The sequence below is a fragment of the Peribacillus faecalis genome (assembly GCF_014712675.1).
In the GTDB taxonomy this organism is placed as follows: Bacteria; Bacillota; Bacilli; order Bacillales; family DSM-1321; genus Bacillus_AD; species Bacillus_AD faecalis.
The window spans coordinates 40,398-59,110 of the sequence record NZ_JACXSI010000009.1; the positions used below are offsets into that span (position 1 = coordinate 40,398).

General features: G+C 35.2%; 20 protein-coding genes and 1 riboswitch. Of the genes, 3 read left to right on the top strand and 17 right to left on the bottom strand.

What is annotated here, in order from left to right; translation table 11 throughout:
- Window positions 1–56 precede the first annotated feature (56 nt).
- From IEO70_RS04900 to rfbC, 11 genes are all read right to left on the bottom strand, one after another.
- Entirely contained in the window at window positions 57–728 is a 672-nt protein-coding gene (locus IEO70_RS04900; RefSeq protein WP_190997244.1) for a CpsD/CapB family tyrosine-protein kinase, read from the bottom strand.
- Window positions 729–737: 9 nt separating this feature from the next.
- Window positions 738–1,469: a YveK family protein gene (locus IEO70_RS04905; protein ID WP_190997245.1), complete on the bottom strand. Its 732-nt coding sequence runs from the start codon at window positions 1,467–1,469 to the stop codon at window positions 738–740.
- Between the two features lie 25 nt (window positions 1,470–1,494).
- Entirely contained in the window at window positions 1,495–1,788 is a 294-nt protein-coding gene (locus IEO70_RS04910; RefSeq protein ID WP_190997246.1) for a lasso peptide biosynthesis PqqD family chaperone, read from the bottom strand.
- A gap of 300 nt (window positions 1,789–2,088) precedes the next feature.
- Window positions 2,089–2,463: a nucleotide excision repair endonuclease gene (locus IEO70_RS04915; RefSeq protein ID WP_190997247.1), complete on the bottom strand. Its 375-nt coding sequence runs from the start codon at window positions 2,461–2,463 to the stop codon at window positions 2,089–2,091.
- A 154-nt stretch (window positions 2,464–2,617) separates the two neighbouring features.
- Complete coding sequence (locus IEO70_RS04920) at window positions 2,618–4,057, bottom strand: amino acid permease (protein ID WP_190997248.1); 1,440 nt, start codon at window positions 4,055–4,057, stop codon at window positions 2,618–2,620.
- A 120-nt stretch (window positions 4,058–4,177) separates the two neighbouring features.
- A riboswitch (Lysine riboswitch) is annotated at window positions 4,178–4,356 on the bottom strand.
- Between the two features lie 74 nt (window positions 4,357–4,430).
- Window positions 4,431–5,534: an EAL domain-containing protein gene (locus tag IEO70_RS04925; RefSeq protein ID WP_190997249.1), complete on the bottom strand. Its 1,104-nt coding sequence runs from the start codon at window positions 5,532–5,534 to the stop codon at window positions 4,431–4,433.
- A gap of 274 nt (window positions 5,535–5,808) precedes the next feature.
- On the bottom strand, window positions 5,809–6,057 hold the full coding sequence (locus IEO70_RS04930) for a hypothetical protein (protein ID WP_190997250.1): 249 nt from the start codon (window positions 6,055–6,057) through the stop codon (window positions 5,809–5,811).
- A 76-nt stretch (window positions 6,058–6,133) separates the two neighbouring features.
- The gene (locus IEO70_RS04935) at window positions 6,134–7,444 is read right to left on the bottom strand and encodes a helix-turn-helix domain-containing protein (protein WP_190997251.1); all 1,311 of its coding nucleotides are present in this window, start codon (window positions 7,442–7,444) and stop codon (window positions 6,134–6,136) included.
- Between the two features lie 241 nt (window positions 7,445–7,685).
- Window positions 7,686–8,573: a UTP--glucose-1-phosphate uridylyltransferase GalU gene (galU, locus tag IEO70_RS04940; RefSeq protein WP_190997252.1), complete on the bottom strand. Its 888-nt coding sequence runs from the start codon at window positions 8,571–8,573 to the stop codon at window positions 7,686–7,688.
- A gap of 6 nt (window positions 8,574–8,579) precedes the next feature.
- Window positions 8,580–9,572, bottom strand: a complete 993-nt coding sequence (gene rfbB, locus IEO70_RS04945) for a dTDP-glucose 4,6-dehydratase (protein ID WP_190997253.1) — start codon at window positions 9,570–9,572, stop codon at window positions 8,580–8,582.
- Window positions 9,573–9,576: 4 nt separating this feature from the next.
- Window positions 9,577–10,131, bottom strand: a complete 555-nt coding sequence (gene rfbC / locus IEO70_RS04950) for a dTDP-4-dehydrorhamnose 3,5-epimerase (protein ID WP_190997254.1) — start codon at window positions 10,129–10,131, stop codon at window positions 9,577–9,579.
- Between the two features lie 201 nt (window positions 10,132–10,332).
- Here rfbC and IEO70_RS04955 point away from each other — a divergent pair, with 201 nt between their 5' ends.
- Both IEO70_RS04955 and IEO70_RS04960 read left to right on the top strand, forming a co-directional pair.
- Window positions 10,333–11,094: a polysaccharide deacetylase family protein gene (locus tag IEO70_RS04955; protein WP_190997255.1), complete on the top strand. Its 762-nt coding sequence runs from the start codon at window positions 10,333–10,335 to the stop codon at window positions 11,092–11,094.
- Window positions 11,095–11,215: 121 nt separating this feature from the next.
- The gene (locus IEO70_RS04960) at window positions 11,216–11,596 is read left to right on the top strand and encodes a VOC family protein (RefSeq protein WP_190997256.1); all 381 of its coding nucleotides are present in this window, start codon (window positions 11,216–11,218) and stop codon (window positions 11,594–11,596) included.
- 320 nt (window positions 11,597–11,916) lie between these two features.
- Here the strand turns inward: IEO70_RS04960 and IEO70_RS04965 are convergent, their stop codons facing one another.
- From IEO70_RS04965 to IEO70_RS04985, 5 genes are all read right to left on the bottom strand, one after another.
- Window positions 11,917–12,753: a methyl-accepting chemotaxis protein gene (locus IEO70_RS04965; protein ID WP_190997257.1), complete on the bottom strand. Its 837-nt coding sequence runs from the start codon at window positions 12,751–12,753 to the stop codon at window positions 11,917–11,919.
- A gap of 161 nt (window positions 12,754–12,914) precedes the next feature.
- On the bottom strand, window positions 12,915–13,634 hold the full coding sequence (locus IEO70_RS04970; RefSeq protein WP_190997258.1) for a YebC/PmpR family DNA-binding transcriptional regulator: 720 nt from the start codon (window positions 13,632–13,634) through the stop codon (window positions 12,915–12,917).
- A 235-nt stretch (window positions 13,635–13,869) separates the two neighbouring features.
- Window positions 13,870–14,604 carry a polysaccharide deacetylase family protein gene (locus IEO70_RS04975; RefSeq protein ID WP_190997259.1) on the bottom strand — a complete coding sequence of 245 codons (735 nt, stop codon included), beginning with the start codon at window positions 14,602–14,604 and terminating at the stop codon, window positions 13,870–13,872.
- Window positions 14,605–14,685: 81 nt separating this feature from the next.
- A complete protein-coding gene (locus IEO70_RS04980; RefSeq protein ID WP_190997260.1) occupies window positions 14,686–15,108 on the bottom strand; it encodes a hypothetical protein in 423 nt (140 codons plus the stop codon).
- 639 nt (window positions 15,109–15,747) lie between these two features.
- Window positions 15,748–16,098, bottom strand: a complete 351-nt coding sequence (locus IEO70_RS04985) for an HIT family protein (RefSeq protein ID WP_190997261.1) — start codon at window positions 16,096–16,098, stop codon at window positions 15,748–15,750.
- A gap of 226 nt (window positions 16,099–16,324) precedes the next feature.
- Between IEO70_RS04985 and IEO70_RS04990 the strand changes: the two genes are divergently transcribed.
- Window positions 16,325–17,401, top strand: a complete 1,077-nt coding sequence (locus IEO70_RS04990; RefSeq protein ID WP_190997262.1) for a YkvI family membrane protein — start codon at window positions 16,325–16,327, stop codon at window positions 17,399–17,401.
- Window positions 17,402–17,439: 38 nt separating this feature from the next.
- Here IEO70_RS04990 and IEO70_RS04995 read toward each other — a convergent pair whose 3' ends face one another.
- A complete protein-coding gene (locus tag IEO70_RS04995; RefSeq protein WP_190997263.1) occupies window positions 17,440–18,522 on the bottom strand; it encodes a metallophosphoesterase in 1,083 nt (360 codons plus the stop codon).
- Window positions 18,523–18,713 lie beyond the last annotated feature (191 nt).

Sequence of the window (18,713 nt, forward strand, 5' to 3'; positions counted from 1 at the left end):
TCACCTGTTGTTTATTCAATTTCGTTCTTAATCAAGAACGGTAAAACAAAAATAAATTACTTCTTATAGAATACTTTGAATATTTTTTGCAAAATATTATGTGAATTATCATTTAAAACAATCCCTAAAATCTTTTCCTGCACAAAATGCAACTCTTTTTTTGCTGTTAATGTTTCTTTTAATTTCGTTTGCCCTTTTGTTATTACCATGACAGTGCCATCGCAATGGTTCGCTAAAACCTTCGTGATTGACGACTCGAGCAGAGATGGAGAATCAATAAAGATGTAATCGTATAAACTGTAAAGATATGTTAACAGTTTCTCAATATTTGCAGATTCAATAATATTTAACTTTTCATAACCGCTAGCCAGTATATCAAGATGAGCAATACTTGTTTTCTGAATAACCTCATTTGCCGATCGATGCTCATTGAGCAATAAATCTACTAATCCAACATTATTGTCTAAATTAAAGTAATGATGAATATTCGGTCGTTTAAAATTGGCATCAATGATAAGTACTTTTGCATTTTGTGAAGCTAGTGTCACCGCTAAGTTAATTGCCGTTACCGTTTTACCTTCGCCAGATGATGGTGATGTTACAAGGACACTTTTCATATCACTTTCTTTCGTCAATAATCGTATATTTGTCAGTAATGATCGATATTGCTCAGCAATGAGTGATTTCGGATTTGAGATAGAAATTATTTTAGTAGTAGAAGAGATCATCTAAACACCTCATATTTTTACTTCATTTGATTCTGTTTCCTTACTGACTAACAACATTTTTTCATCTTTCTTCTTATTATTATTTCTCGTATTCTTTTTGTTACTTTTAGAGATATAACCAATAACCGGCAATCCGATTTGCTCTTCTACTTCTTGGATTGTGCGAATTCTGCTGTCGAATACATTCAATAAATAAGCTAGACCGATTGCAAGTACTAGACCGATTATACTAACTTTTAATATTGTAGAATTGCTACTTTCTGTTGCTATTGGGATAGCTGTCGCCTTCGCTTCTGATAAATAATGTATAGCATCAAAATCCAAAATCGTCGGCACTGTTTCTTTAAATACTCTCGCGGTAGTATTGGCAATATCTGCAGCTAATTGTGAATCTTTATTTGTTGCACTAATAATCACTACATAAGACGAACCTACTGAATAGACTTCCAAGCTATTTGCTAATTGTTCGGGGGACATAGACAGCTTTAATTCTGAAACAACTTTTTCAAGTACGACAGTATCCTTAATGATCACTTGCATCGTTGACATATTTTCAGCAGTTGCATTTACGATTATTTTTGCTGATGATTGGTATAAAGGAACACCCTTATTGCTTTGAGCAATATAATACCCCCCCAAGCCAAAAATCAATACAGTTAAAATAATTAACCATGAATATCTTAATAGTGGTTGGATAATTTCTTTTATACTGATTTCTTTTACCGTCTCTTTATTTCTCATTTCTCCACCCTAGAATGATTTGATTTTACTCACTAACTAAAACTATTAAGTTCTCTTCAAGTAAATGTTCGATAAAGGGCAAAACATCTTCCTTACATTGTTCCGCTTCAACATTATATTCATTTTGCAATTTTGCAATTAAAGCATCTACTTGAATTGGCTTATGTATGTAATCCCAAATAACTCCCCCAATGGTCCCAAGGTTGTAGTATTTCCCGTTTTTAATGCTTAACATTACCTTCTCTCCGTCCATATCACTTACGATATTGCCTTCTGCTTGGGTAATGCAGTCTTTAAGACTGATTTTGCATTCTTGCATATTAAACAAATCCTCTCATAAGAAATTAAATAGATTCAGTTCTATTTCCTCTTGCTTTATAAATCGCTTTATACGTTCGATATAAAGAACTAATAACTATAAAATAGCATCTGTGTAAAAAAGTGTCAATTATAATTTTCATAAAATTACAATTGTTAACAATTGTCGATGTTATAAGCCATAAACAAGATATCAATAATGTATTAGCCGCTTATTTAAGTTATGTCCATTCTTTCAAAATTCACAATTTGTTCTCAATAACATAAAAAAACTGATTGCAATCGCAATCAGCTTTTTCTATTACTTATAAAATACTTTATCGATGTTATACTTCGAATGAAGTGTATTGATGATATATGTTTCGTAAATTTCACGTTCCATAGGATCTTCTACTACACATACATCAATTGAATAAATTTCGTCTCTATGGTTTTTAACTGGAGAAACATTGTCCTCAAGGTGTTTCTTTACGCGTTGTCTTAGCTTGCGCGCTTTGCCTACGAAAAGAAGTTCATCATGGATATTGTAAAACATGAAGATGCCGCCTTTATCGCGAGGGATTTCATGTAAATCAATGAATCCATTGATGCTAGGGATTACTGCTTCTCCAGGTTTGATTTGTTGTTTACGTCGTTCGATGCTTACATCGACTTTTGGGATTTCAATATTAATCATACTATTCACGTCCTCTAATTGTGTAAAAGTTAATGTTATCATAAGTTTCGGCTATTGGCTATGATAAGTGGAAACTTCTTTTCCATAAGTATACCTTTATTTTAGTTTGACTACAAAAAAATCTCTTCCGCATAAGCAGAAGAGATTTTATATTTTAAGAAGCATTTTCTTCTAAAACTGTATCTTGTGAAGTGGAAGGTGTCTCTGGTTTTTGTTTCATAAATCGATAAAAAGCCAGTCCGCTTACAAGCAGTAATACACCTAAAATGAATGTTTTAAGGTCTGATGTACCGGCAAATAAAACGTAAACAGAATAAAATGTTGCTACTCCACCGATAATTCCATCTTTCAGTCTTCCATCTTTAACGCCATATGTTTCTCCTGTAATTACGAGCTTCAATTGGAATGCAGCAGCGATTACATAAGGAACTAGGTACGACAATGTTGCGATGTAAATAATAAAGTTAAATGCCTCTGAAATCGAGTTTGAAATCGTTGAAAAAATGAATAACTGACCTAATGCATTTGTCAGCAATAATGAAAATGCCGGAATGCCTTTTTTGTTTTCTTTCATAAAACGTGGAATGAAGATGCCTTGTTTAGCAGCGGCACTTGGTACTTCCGCTGAAAGCATTGTCCATCCGATTGTAGAACCGATTAATGAAATTAAACCTAATGCTGCCAACAATTTTCCGCCGATTGGTCCTAAAACTGTTTCGATAGCGTCGATAAGCGGTTTTTCAGATGTTACTAGAACTTCTTGTGGAAGCAAGCCCATAACTAATGAACTGATTCCGATATAAATCGCTAATGTGATCATTAATCCTAATACTGTTGCACGTTTAACATCTGATTGTTTTTTCGCTCTAGATGAGAAAACGACGGCTGATTCAACGCCGATGAAAGCCCATAAAGTTGCTACTGCCGCAGCATTAATTTGTCCAAGCATACCTACTGTTTCGCCGACTTCTGTTGTTTTGTCTGCAATAAAAGGTGTTATGTTAGATGCTTCAAAAGCTGTTAATCCAATAATAATAAAGATGAAAAATCCAGTTACTTTTGCGGCTGTAGCGGCCAAGTTAATTTTACCTGCGCCCTCGATGCCTTTAAGAATAATGAAGTGAGTACCCCATAAAACAATTGTACAAACTAAAAATGTAAGTGCATTTCCGACTTTTAGTGTAAAACCTCCGACTGTAAATAAATCAGCCTGACTCGTCATTACCGGGAAGAACGTTGATAAATAACTGGCAAAAGTCGTTACAATCGCGATATTCCCTGCTAAGTTACCAATCCAGTATCCCCACGTTGACATAAATCCTGTTAATGTTGATGCTTTTGAGCCTTTTTTAAATAATTCTTTCGCATATATTTGCGGTCCGCCTTGTAGTTCAGGTTTTCTTTTTCCTAAGTTACCGAATACGAATGCGACGAATAAAACGCCTAAACCTGTGAATATCCAAGCTGATATGACACCAGCCGGACTTGCCGCTTCTGCTAATGTTCTAGGAAGCATAAAGATTCCGGAACCGACCATGTTGCCGATTACCAATGATGTTAAAATCCAAAATCCAATTTTCTGTTGATTACCCATTTGACAATCTCCTCTGAAGTTAATAGTCTCTTGTTCGTTACTCATTCACAACAGGTAGAGAAAATAAAAACACACCACTTAAAGATGGTGTGTTGTCTGTATCTACAACGCTCACCAACTTTGATGGATAGTTCTCCATAGCAAAATGCTATGACAGTCCTGCACCTGTTCGATGCAGTCCCAGCTTACTGCGACCAGAAATTCGCAGCGCTTCGGCGGTGGTTCCTTTCAACAAACGTCATCGAGTTTTCTGACTCTCGGTTTATGTACTCTTAAACACCGCAACCTCTACCTCATCTATTGCTGATGAGGACTATAATGTATTATTTAATATAATCATATAATAATTTAGTGCAACATATCTGTCAAGCCGTTACATAATTCTATATTTATACGTATTTTCTTTGACCTTCGAGAAATGATGTTTAATATTCGCTTTTTCCCTTTTAAAGTGCAATTTTGTCTTTAGTAGGATTGGCAACAGCTGACAAGCTGTTACCGGCTTTGAATAATGATAGCCTTGTATTAAGTGAATTGCTTTCCACTTCATTTGCTGCATCATTTCATCCGTTTCGATTCCTTCAGCAACAATTGTCATGTTTAATGTATTCAGTGCATTTATAATCGCTTGTAATACCGCATTATTTTTCCCATTATCTATAAACTGCTTATCGATTTTCACCATTGAAATAGGCAATGTGTTTATGTAGGAAAATGAAGTGTGACCGGCTCCAAAGTCATCAATTGCGAAAATCACCCCAAGTTCTGCTAACTTCGTCATATTGCTAACTAATGATTCACTTACAGTTAATGATGAATGCTCGGTAATTTCTAAAATAATACTTTCTGGCGATACATTGTATTTTGTTGCTAATTGAGTAAAGTTGTTCAAGAAACTATCTTCTTGTAATGTTTGATTGCTAATATTAATATGTGTCTTTATTCGAATATCATTTTTTTGCCATTCACATATTTGTTTAAAAACCGTTTCTATAACCCAATATTCCAATTGTGACAGCTGCTCACGCGCTTCAAGTAAAGGTATAAAGACTGCTGGTGAAATGTATTCTTCTTTATGTTTCCATCTGATTAGTGCTTCAACATTTGTGCAGCTATTCGATTTAAGATTTAAAATCGGCTGATAGTTTAATGAGAACTCATTATTTTGCAATGCGATTTCCCAATTGTTTAAAATATATTGAGTACGTTCATCAGTGATTTCTTTTTTTTCGATATAGCCATCAAACCATCCCGAAACAAAAGATCTATGGATATGAAAAATATATAAAGCGCTATTCACCTTTACTTCAAAAGTTAAAACTTTGAACTCCGGCTCTGCATTTATTTTATTTAAAATAAGTTCTTCTACGCATATACATTCACGCAATTCTTTTATATGTTTTCCGACTTTCTCAATAATCCGGATTGAATCCATTTCTGCATGACCTACAATAAAGTGTGTAAAAGTAGTATCCATATTTCGATAACCTCCTTTTCATTGTCCTCCAGATCATTCATCTATTAAGGATGTTATACCTAGTAAGAAATGAATCTTATTACCTCTCTTTGTATAACTATACTTTAAAACATTTATCGGGAAATTTATATAGTTTGAGGGGATTGCAAGGTTTCGAATTTTTTTGAGGGTTTTATTAAAGATTTTTGGTGGAGTCTTGTTTTAACTTAGTATTCTATATTGATAAATGAAAATAGAAGGAAAGATTGGTTCTTCCCTTCTACCTTTTGATGAATTATAGAATATTATTATAATTGATTTTTAATAATCCAGGTCCAGGCTGATATCCGCCGTGAGCTACTTCTATTTTCATGTTACTCAACAATCCAGGTCCAGGCTGATACCCGCCGTGAGCTACTTCCATTTTCATGTTACTCAACAATCCAGGTCCAGGCTGATACCCGCCGTGAGCTACTTCTATTTTCATGTTACTCAACAATCCAGGTCCAGGCTGATATCCGCCGTGAGCTACTTCTATTTTCATGTTACTCAACAATCCAGGTCCAGGCTGATACCCGCCGTGAGTAATATCCGTATTAGTATTTTTAAATAAGTACTCATTATTTAGTGTTAATGAGAAACATAGTACTGTTAAGAGGAGCCCTAGTTTTATTCTTTTTTTCTTCATCTTTAATTCTCTCCATTTCCATAAAATATGTAGCAGACTCTTTATATCGTTTTTGGACATAATAATACTTACCTAAATAAGTATATATATATCTTAAGTTTTCTAAGTAGTTATTTTTTATAAAGAAATGAATAGTCTTTTTTTGTATTTTCCAATGCATTTTCTCATTACCTTCTAATAGATATAATTCTGCTTTTTGAGCTAAAATAATCATTTTGTTATATTCAGTTGTTATATAGCTCTCACCTTTCTCAATATAATAACTAGCTTTTTCATAGTGATTTAATTTAAGGTAACAAGTAATTATAGTTTGAATTATTTCTATCGGTAATTGAATGTTATTTTTTTCTGATTCCTTGAAATAATATAACGATTTTTCATATTGTTCATGATTAAAATAAATCGTTCCAATATGTTGATAGGCTATAGATTTAACTTGTTCAGATTCATTTTGCTCAGCTAATTTTCTTAAGCGATCTACTATATTTAATGCTTTATCATATTGCTTACTATTAATTAAAAGGGCTGATAATTGTATATATGCCACAAAAGTTAGATTACTATAATCGCGTTCATCTACTTTACAGATTGCTTTATTTATATAAGTCAAAGATTCCTCATAAAGTGATAATCTCATACTTATATTGGACAAATTAATAAGTATATTAATTAATACAAAGTCATCAGAACAAATATTTAATATTTCATTTCCATAACTGTAACTTCGCTCATATTCCTCTTTAACAAAGTTAATCTGCATTAAAAAGTAGTAATAATACAACTGGAATTCAGATGGATATTCTTCGATATTTGAGATTGGCAAGAATAACGATAAGTACTCCTCTTCAATCTCCAAAGCTTTATTAATTCGTCCTTTTTTTATGTGATATACTGCTCTCAACATATTGAACGATATTTCCTGCTGAATACACTCAATCGGATGCTTTAAGGACTTCAGTAATTGTTTTGCTTCTTCAAGATCATTGTTTAATATCGCTTGAAAAAGCATTTCGATAATTTCTCCTGTAACTTCATTTACCTTGTCCCAATTCAAAAAATAAGATATAGGTACGTCCATGCTTTGGGACATTAGTAATATGATGTCGTTGGATGCTTGGTATTTACCTGTCTCGATATTACCTAAATGGGAACTGGAAACATGGATTTTTTTGGCGAAGTCCGTTTGCGTCAGTTTATTTTTCTTCCTGGCGTAAGCAATTCGTCGGCCTAAATGAACCTCCACTAGTACAGTCACCTCTTTTCTATACCTATTATTCCTTACCATTATAAGTAATTATTGGGTTATATGTAAATAAGTATGACTTAAAAACAATAGTTTGTGTTAAAACCGTAAAAAAATCGATACTTTTCATTAGAACTCTTGCGATAACAAGATAGTTCTTAATACCTACTTACTAATCAAAAAAAATTATAAACCAACAAATTAGGACAATATCATTAGTTTAAATATGTTACTATCATTTTCAGTTTTCATTTTTGGATAGTTCACGATCGATAATAATTGATAAATAAGGCAGCACTTTATGGCGAAGTTCTTCGTGTCTTAATGCCATTTCTATTGTAGTTTGAATAAAGCCGAATTTCTCGCCGACGTCATAACGGGTGCCTTCGAATTCATATGCATAGATGGCTTCGATCTCATTTAATCTGGCAATGGCATCCGTCAGCTGAATTTCTCCTCCGGTTCCAGGTTCTTGATTTTCTAAAATATCGAAGATCAACGGATTTAAAATGTATCTTCCCATTACAGCTAAGTTGGAAGGCGCTTCGCTTTGCTCAGGTTTTTCGATAACATTTTTCACGTTGTATATACGGTGTCCAATTTGGCTTATGTCGGCAATTCCATAGCGTGATGCGTCCTCCGGCGGTACTCGTTGAACACCGAGAATTGAGGCGTTGTATCGGTTATATTGATTCATCATTTGCCGCAAGCAAGGTGTTTCTGATTCGACGATATCATCACCTAACAGTACAGCAAATGGTTCGTTTCCGATGAATTTCCGTGCGCACCAGACAGCATGCCCTAATCCTTTTGGCTCTTTTTGGCGAATATAATGGATATCAACTAAATTTGAAGAGGTTCTCACCTGCTCTAGAGCATCAAATTTCCCTTTTTTATAAAGGGCTGTTTCCAACTCAAACGAATGATCAAAATGATCTTCAATTGACCGTTTGCCCTTTCCTGTCACGATAATAATATCTTCTATGCCTGATTGGACCGCTTCTTCAATAATGTATTGTATTGTCGGTTTATCAACAATTGGCAGCATTTCTTTCGGCATTGCTTTAGTCGCGGGGAGAAAACGGGTACCTAAACCCGCTGCTGGAATAATAGCTTTTCGTATTTTCATCTTCTCTCATCCTTTTTCAGTATGATAAGTACCATTTTTTATGCTTTCCCACCATTGTCTATTGCTGATATACCATTCAATCGTTTCCAATATGCCGGAATCAAAATTATACTTTGGTGTCCATCCTAATTGTTTGCTGATTTTCTTGGAATCAATAGCGTAACGACGGTCATGACCGAGACGATCGGGAACATACGTAATTAAATCTGCTGAAACACCAAGCTTTTCTATAATTAATTGGACAATTTCATTATTCGTTTTTTCATTGTTGCCTCCGATGTTATATACTTCGCCCTCCTTTCCTTGATGGATGACTAAATCTATAGCAGAGCAATGGTCAGCCACGTGAAGCCAATCTCGTATATTTTTTCCGTCTCCATATATCGGCAACACTTCACCTTCTAACGCATTCGTCACCATTAACGGTATCAGCTTCTCTGGAAATTGATACGGGCCATAATTATTGGAACATCTCGTAATATTGATTGGCAGATTAAACGTTTCATAATAAGCACGGACAAGCAAATCAGCTCCCGCTTTGCTTGCCGAATACGGACTGTTTGGAGCTAAAGGCGTTTCCTCTGTAAAAAAACCCGCTTCTCCCAGGCTTCCATATACTTCATCGGTAGAGATTTGCACAAACTTATCAATATTATTTTCATTAGCCGCATCCAATAATACTTGCGTTCCTAAAACATTCGTTTTGACAAATACCCCCGGGTCGGAAATACTACGGTCTACATGAGATTCCGCAGCAAAGTTCACAATGATTCGTATTTGATGCTCTTTTATGATTGAATTTACTAATTGCTTGTCGCCGATATCGCCTTTTATGAACGTGTGGCGACTGTCAGCGCCCAAACTACTTAAATTCTCGACATTCGCGGCATATGTTAATAAATCGAGATTGACAATGTTATAATCGGCATATTTATTAAGCATGTATGAGATAAAATTAGATCCGATAAATCCCATACCGCCTGTCACTAAGATGTTCATGCGATCAACTCCAAGTAAAATTGTTATCGGCTTCCTCTAAAGCAGGATTTTTAGCATCTTTTTCGGATAAAACAGGGTTATTGATCGGCCATTGAATGCCTATTTTTGTATCATTCCAAACAATTCCTCTGTCATATTGTGCGGAATATAACGCATCTACTTTATACTGAACTTCAGTGAAATCAACGAGTGTGCACAATCCGTGAGCAAACCCTTTCGGTATAAGCAGTTGCCTTCTGTTTTCGGCAGAAAGGACATAACCATCCCATTGTCCATATGTAGGAGAACCTTTACGAATATCGACTATGACATCAAAGATAGCGCCCCTTGTCGCCCGAACCAATTTTGTTTGTGCGCAGGGATTCAACTGATAATGCAATCCCCTAATTGTGCCTTTTCTAACAGATAAGGAATGGTTATCTTGAAGAAAATTTGTATTAAATCCAAAGTTCTTAAACAATTCAGCATTATAGCTTTCCATAAAAAACCCTCTTGAATCTTCATATACAACAGGCTCAATTATGAATGCTTCATTAAATTTAGTCGGAACAATCTTCAATGATCTCCATCCCCTTTTTTAAGTGAAATCATTTTTGAAGCACTGTACACGGCTATGTATAAAGTTGTTTATCCTCCATAGCACATGGCATTCAGACTATAAAACAGTATATGCTGCAGCTTTCCGTATAGTCTTATAAAACGGATATTTTCATACATCCCATCACATAATAAAAACACTGTACTAAAGAGGAGATTTTTTATGAAAAAATGTTTTATACTTTTCTTTTTATTATTGGTAATATTCGTGACAGCTAATGAAGCAAACGCACATAGAGATAGTCGAGAAGCGTATGAAAAAACAGGTAAGGTCATTTGGGAGGTCAAAACAGAAGAAAAAATTGTGGCTATTACGTTTGATGACGGTCCGCATCCTGTTTTCACACCGCAAATATTGGACATACTCGCTAAACATAATGCAAAGGCCACCTTTTTCGTTGCCGGAAACAAAGTGGAACGGTTTCCCGAAGTGTTGAAGCGCACAGCGAAAGAAGGGCATGAAATAGCAAACCATACATACAGCCATATTTATAGCGGCAAAATCAGTTCGGAAAAATTGACGAATGAACTGGAAAAGACTGATGTAATTATTCAAAACCTGATAGGTAAAAAGCCTACATTATATCGTCCTGTTGGAGGTCTGTACAATAATAATATTATTCATACAGCCATTAAAAACGGGAAGATTGTTGTATTATGGTCATGGAATCAGGATCCGCATGATTGGAAAAGTCCTCCTGCCTCCAAAATTGCTTCTTACATAAAAAAAGGGCTAAGCCCAGGAGATATCATCTTATTGCATGATTGGCACGGAACTGAAGATTCAACCATTTCTCAAACGGTCAATGCTTTGGACGATGTACTGACGTATCTTGATGAAAATGGCTACAGATGTGTGACCGTCACACAATTGCTTTATGAATCTTCGCAATCAGTTCCGGACATCGTCGATCCTTTCGAATAATCAATTACAGGTTTTGTATTGTTATCAAAAAATATATATATTTCTAACAAGTACCATTTCACATCTGCTTACTATATACTACTAATTGTTCAATTAGTACATAAGCCTAAGGAGAAAAAAGATGATAAATAAAATTGGAAAGATTACCTTATACGTTGACGATCAAAAAGCAGCAAAAGCTTTTTGGACAGAAAAAATGAATTTTGTTGTGAAATTTGAACAGCCAATGGGTCCTAATATGACATGGCTAGAAGTCGGACCAAGCGAAGATGAGTTCACTACTTTTGTTTTGTATGATAAAAAAATGATGCAACAGCAAAATCCATCAGCCAACGTCGGACACCCAAACATTTTGTTAAGCACGACTGACATTGAATCTGCTCATGCACAAATGCAAGCTAACGGAGTGAATGTAGAGCCCATTATGAAGATGCCTTATGGCAGTATGTTCAAATTTAAAGATCAAGACGGCAATGATTTCATCTTGCGCGAAGATAAATAAATAAGAAAAACCGTCACCGGTCCTTTTCTATTTCAATGAAAAAGAAGACGTGCGGGAAACGAAATGCGGAAGCGGCCCGATCAATCCCGACCAGCATAAGACGAATCATGCAGGAAATTGCAAATTTCCGGAGTGATTTGGCTTATGACCTCGAGGGGCTGGCCGCTGAAGCTAGACAAAGCCTAGAAAGTAACATCGGTTATAACCGCCACGTTGGTAACGCCGATATGACTTAGATCCTGTAGGCTTCCGAGCATGGCAGGTGTATGTTTAGACAGCTAAATCGAGCCATCAAACATTTGATGGCTCTTTATGTATCGTTATTTATTTTCAGCCATTGCGGATAATTTTTGCGCATTTTTGCCGATATCTTGTACAATCTCCGTGATTTGTTGAATGGAATTTACCTGCAAATCAGCAAAATCAGTAATCCCTTCGAAAGCATTATTTAAATTATTTATTGCTTCCTGAATTCCTTTTGTAATTTCATCGATTTGAGTGACATTTTCTTTTGAATTTGTAGCAAGCTTCCTGATTTCATCAGCCACAACCGAAAACCCTCTTCCAGCATCACCAGCTCTCGCAGCTTCAATAGCAGCATTTAATCCTAATAGATTACTTTGATCAGAAATTCCTTTTACGACTTTAGATATTTGCCCGATTTGATTTGTACCGTTTCCAACTTCTTTTAAATGGTTGGAAACGTCAATGATACGTTCTGCCAAATTAGATGCTGAGACTGTAATATCTTCAAGCGAGGCTGCTGTTTCTTGGACAATAGCGCTTAAGCTCTCGGAAACTTCATGCAAATTGTTCTTTTTTTCGATGCTCGTAGCTACCCCGACGCCTCCAATAACCTTTCCGGTTTCATCATGAATCGGAATAACTTTCGAGGCAAATGGCACTCCGAATATCTCTTTTGGTACGGTTGCAGCCATTTCTTTATTACTTTTGATTGCCGTAGATAAAATGTCTCCATCAACTAGCGGCTCTCCCGGTGTTAAATTCAAATTGAACGTTTTCGCAGGCACATATATTAATAACTTTTCCGTATCATAAACACTGATTGAAATATCATCCTGCATCAATTTATGTAAGCTTGGCGCAATTTTCACAAAAGCATCCAGTAAACTTACATTGGAATGTGTTTGACTCATAGTTGTTCAATCCCTTCTGAAAATTACAATTATTCACAAAAATGACATAATTACATTAACTATTTTAAAGTATCTATCAAAGTTTTACAAATATAGTGTGAACTATATAATATACAGCAAGAAAAAAGACTCACATTTGTGTGAGTCTTAATAATTAAAAATTATTCACCTAAATCAACGTTATGGAAGACTTGTTGAACGTCTTCTAGATCTTCAAGCGCATCAATCAGTTTTTCGAATTGAGCTTGTGCATCTGCTTCTAAAGTAACTTCATTTTGAGGAAGCATAGTTAATTCAGCTACAGTAAAATCTTCAACGCCGGCATCTTTCAATGCAGTTTGCACCGCATGGAATTGATCTGGCTCAGCATATACGATAACTGCTTCATCTTCTTCTAAAATATCACGAACTTCTACATCCGCTTCCATTAATAGCTCAAGTACTTCGTCAGCTGTTTTGCCTTCAAGACCGATTACAGCTGTTTTGTCGAACATATACGCCACTGAACCACTGACACCCATGTTGCCTCCGTTTTTACCGAATGCAGCACGAACGTTAGAAGCTGTTCTATTTACGTTATTTGTCAATGCATCAACGATAATCATTGATCCATTTGGCCCGAAGCCTTCGTAGCGAAGTTCATCGTAGTTTTCATCTGAACCGCCTTTTGCTTTATCGATTGCACGATCAATAATATTTCTTGGAACATTGTATGTTTTTGCGCGCTCAAGCACAAATTTCAAAGCTTGGTTTGATTCCGGATCCGGCTCGCCTTGTCTTGCTACTACATAAATCTCTAAAGCAAACTTTGAATAAAGACGGCTTGTGTTTGCGTCTTTCGCAGCTTTCTTCTCTTTAATATTGTTCCATTTACGGCCCATTGGTACCACTCTCTTTCAACATTGAATCTATATATAATTTTATCCCGAAAAAGGCTATTTCTTCAATTGTTAGTAAATGTAACGTATTACTAATAACCATTATTGCAAAACAAACTATGCAATTGAAGATACGCACTCATTCATTACACATAATATTATACCTGAATTGTTTTGTTTGTTAATACCATTTATCGGTTTACTTGTTGATTTTTATTAATTATTAGCAACAAACTCTTCATTTTTCCCCAATAATCCTTGCAAACTCATCCAATGTCGTATCGTATTTAATATATAGTCGCGGCAAAAGATAATTTTCGTTTTTGCCGCCTTTTGCTGTATATAGCTCAGGGATTGTAGTCAGACCGAATTGATAATACTTCTTCATCTCTTCAATCACTTTATTATTATACAGTCCATATGGGTATGCCAGCGCGATTACCGGTTTTTCAGTGATGCTTTCAATACGCTCCTTAGAGTTTTTCAATTCGGCTGTCAGATCTTTCGTTTTTGTCAGCTCCGGATGTGTAGCTGAATGCGACTGAATTGAGATTAAGTTGGAATTCGAAAGCATTTTCAGATCCTCTTCAGAAAGTCTGTTTTTGCGACCGATAAAATCAGATATGACAAACATAGTAGCTGTCGGCTTAAACGATTCGCTTTCAATTTTCCGGAAAACAGTATATACATTTAAATTATTTTTGTATCCATCATCTAATGTAATAAAAATCGGCTTCTTCACTTTACTTAAATCATGCCATTTCTCAAATGTAAGTAATGTGTAGCCATGATCGCGCAAATACATCATTTGCTTCTCGAAATTTTCCGGACTTACATATAGATCCTTCACACCATGACCTTTAAATTCATCGATAGAGTGGTAAATAAGAATGGGAACTTTTTGTTGGGCGGACACCTGGTTAGGAAACCATGCCATAATAAGGAAAGGAATAATAATTAGCAGTCTGTTCATATATGCACTCTCGCTTTAATTTATTTATGTTATTATTGCAAAAGTGACTTGTTTATATGAGTAGATATGCTTCTTTAATAACTATTCTTCATGAACTTCAACAAAAATAGTCCCGAATAATTCCTCCTCAACATAAGCATCCAACTTCCACATACCAGGTTCAGGAAGCTTTAGCATAGAAGGTGTATGGGCATCTGCTCCGTTATTTGGACCACCTAACTCTCCTTCCAATATAATGATTTCTTCTTTTTCTTTTGAAGTAGCCACGACTTTAAATGCCGTCTTACCTGACAACCTTTCCTTACCCCATAAATGCCACATATATTTTTGTTCTTTGTCAGGATAAAATTTTGTTACTTCCGAGTCATAAATAAAGCCGATTTTACCTTCCTCACCAATCATTTCGTAACCGCCGGATTCAAAAATCTCACTCTCTTTCCAAGTTTCTTGTGTACAGGCAATCAAAGTTATCAAAAGGAATATAACAAAAATAATCTTCTTCAACTGAACCTCTCCTTTTTCACTGGAAATACAAAAAACCTCCTAAAAAATCAACGATGACTTTTAAGAGGTCCGAATAGACTACGATTATTGATACATCGGCTTTTGGTTATCAATCACTTGTTGCTGAAGCGGCAGAACGATGCTACCGTGGAGGACTTCAATTATGAACTGTAAACATCGATAATCCATACAATAAAATCGCCACATAAAACGTAATAATCACTAACCATTTCCTATGCAAATCACTGTCCAAAATAAATCTTTTTCTCCCTTACATTTAAAATTTTAGTTAAAAAGACCTTTACCAACTATTCCGGTAAAGGTCATAAGTTCTATATATATCCTTTACCGTATTGGCAAAGGTCTCGCAAGCAACGATATTGTTGCCAATTATGCCGGTGATGGTTATCACGTACTGACGACATAATTGAAAGCTACTCCCCTTTGGGGCAATTATATGTTTGAATTAATACAATTATACTAATTCGTATTTAAAATAATCATAATATAAAGAATATTAAACGTCAATAACTTTCATACAAGATTTGTTCAATAATCACATTAAAATACTGTCATAAAGTTGCTAATCAAATAGGCTATGACTGTATACAACAAGATAATCAACTATACAGCCTCAAATTAACACCAAGTTCCGTCTAATAATTTAATTCTCTTGCCGAAATGAACATGCCAATGCATATGTTTATTGCTTTGATATTCCCCGATATTAGTAGAGACCGTACAAGCACCGTATTGATCATTAACTATTTTTGAGACATGCTTAATTACAGATAACAAATCCTTTATTATATGTATATCTTGTTCCTCAACATCAATTAAAGACTTGATATGCTTTTTAGGAATAACAACAATATGAACTTCATAAAATGGCCGGGTGTGGTAGAAGGCCAACGAATGCTTTGTTTCTTTTACAACTTCTACTTTCGTTTTCCCGCTGAGAACTTCATCGCAATAAAAGTCTTGTTCCATTGTTTGTCCTCTCCAATCATTTTAATATTAATTTAACACAATTTAGCGCATTTTACAGAATTTTTAAATTTGCGCATTAAAAAAATGAACAGAAATTGCTAAATAGAATATATTGTGATAGAATACTAAAAATATAGTCTTAAAACAGCATATATTTGTTCTAATTTTGTGATTCTTTGAACATTGTTAGCATCTAGTCTTTATATGTAGCAGGAGGTCTTTTTTTATGAAGAACAGTATTAATTTAGCTGGTGCTTTTGTTGGAATCATTGTTGGTGCCGGCTTTGGTTCTGGACAAGAGGTAATGCAATTTTTCACAAATTTCGGCATATATAGCGTTCCGGCTGTGTTTATTGCAGCAATTTGCTTTTCATTTATCGGGATGCAGATCGCTCAATTAGGGAGTCACATCCAATCGACTTCTCACAAGGATATTATTCAGCTTATTTGCGGACGTTACATAGGTACAGCAGTGGATTTTATTTTATCGTTTTTTCTGTTTGGTGTTGCGGTTATCATGATTGCCGGTGCGGGTTCAGTAGTCGAGCAGCAATTTGGCATACCATCTCAAATCGGTGCAATTGCGATGACAGTATTAACAGTTGCTACCCTGCTATTAAAAATCGATAAAATTATCTCAATTATCAGTTCAGTTACTCCGTTTTTGTTAGTAATTATGATTGTAATTGCCGGCTATGCGATTTTTAATGCAGATACTAGCTTAATTGAAATTGAATATTATAGTAATGTAGAAGAAGCAGCCGCTTCTCACTGGATTTTATCATCGCTATTATATGTATCATTTAATATTGCAGTAGGTTTCTCGATGCTGTCTTTAATGGGCGGGCGTTTAAAGAATAAAAAAGAAGCCGCTACAGGCGGTATCATCGGAGGCGTTTTGTTAGGTGTGCTATTAATGCTAATCAACGGCGGCATGCTGACAAACATGAAAAATGTGCAAGGTATCGATATGCCGACTTTATATTTAGCAAATAATATCACGCCTATTTTAGGACACATTTTATCTATCATTTTGTTAGCAATGATCTACAATACTTGTGTCGGAATGCTTTATGCGTTCACTGCCCGTTTTGTTCCTGCAGATACTAAAACGTTTAAAGTTTCTGTTGTCGCAGTTGGCGCAGCAGCCTTTACATCAAGCTTTGTCGGCTTTAGCAAATTGGTCGGAAGCGTCTACCCGATTATGGGCTATGTCGGTTTCGTTTTACTTGGAGCAGTCTTTCTTTCATGGGTCCGTTCGCTTCATCATACAACAACCCTAATTCCCGAAAATTTACAATAGAGGCAATGAAATCTTTTTGATTTCATTGCCTCTATTTTTTAATAGTTTAATTGTATTTGGACAATTTCTGACTGACTGCTCGTACGTATTGGCGGTCCCCAAAATCCGTATCCTGATGTCACAATTGAATGTAACTTTCCTTTTTTCAAGTAGCCCCAGTCATTTTCATATATCCTTTCTGTGAATAAATGAAAAGGAGCCAATTGGCCTCGGTGAGTATGTCCGGAAACCATTAAGTCAATACCCTCATTTTTGGCAATATCAAGTTCATACGGCTGATGGTCCAATAATAGGACAGGCTTTGTTTGATCAATATTTTCCGTCAACTTAGATAACGGCAATCGATCTTGATCCGTTCTATCCTTTCTGCCAATTAACATGATAGCATCAGCAACTTCAACCGATTCATCATATAAAACGTTCACATTACTCTTTTCTAATGTCTTAATCAATTCATTTATATCGCCAAGATCATGATTACCAAGAGAAGCGTAAACCCCATAAACAGAATCAATTTTAGCCAATACTTCCGTCATTCCTTGTTCGACATATTGATTTATTGAATCATCAACAATATCGCCCGGAATTAAAACTAAATCCGGTTTCAGTTTATTAATTTCTTCAACCATGTTTTCAGCATGTCCTTTACCTGAAAGTAAGCCAAAATGCGTATCAGCAACCATAACGATATTCAAGTTATTTGTATTTTCTTTTTTAACATTTACCTCGTGTGAACGAACTATCGGAGTATATGCATTATAGGTGCCGTAAACGAATACAACAACTACCATGAGAATGGTTATTATAGCAGCCCACTTTTCAGCCTGAATACGCTTGATTTTACTGTAACGGGAAAAGAAAATCAAAATATGCAAGATCGGCACAGTTAGAAACAAAACATAAAAGAAGGCCATCCAATAAGCGCTTCCCGCTCGTAAATAAACACTCTCAGACATTGTGCCGAACATTAAAACATTCGCTAACAGTATGAAGATTATTAAATATATTTTTTTGAATGTTGTTTTTGAATGAAAAAACCATTTGCCAGTCGTAAAACCGATATAAAAAACTACTGCATTAAAGATTGTCAATACGACAATATAAGACAACCAAATGGGCATTTCCAATCACCTTTTCTGCTTTTTAAGCATAAAAATCCTTATCTATACATATAATTATAGTTTATACGTTCGATATATTACTAATTATATGACTTTTAGGATTATCTACCATTTTCAACACACTTTTTTAATCATTAACTGCAATTATTGTATAATAATATTATGTTGTTCATATAGAAAGAAGGTTCAAA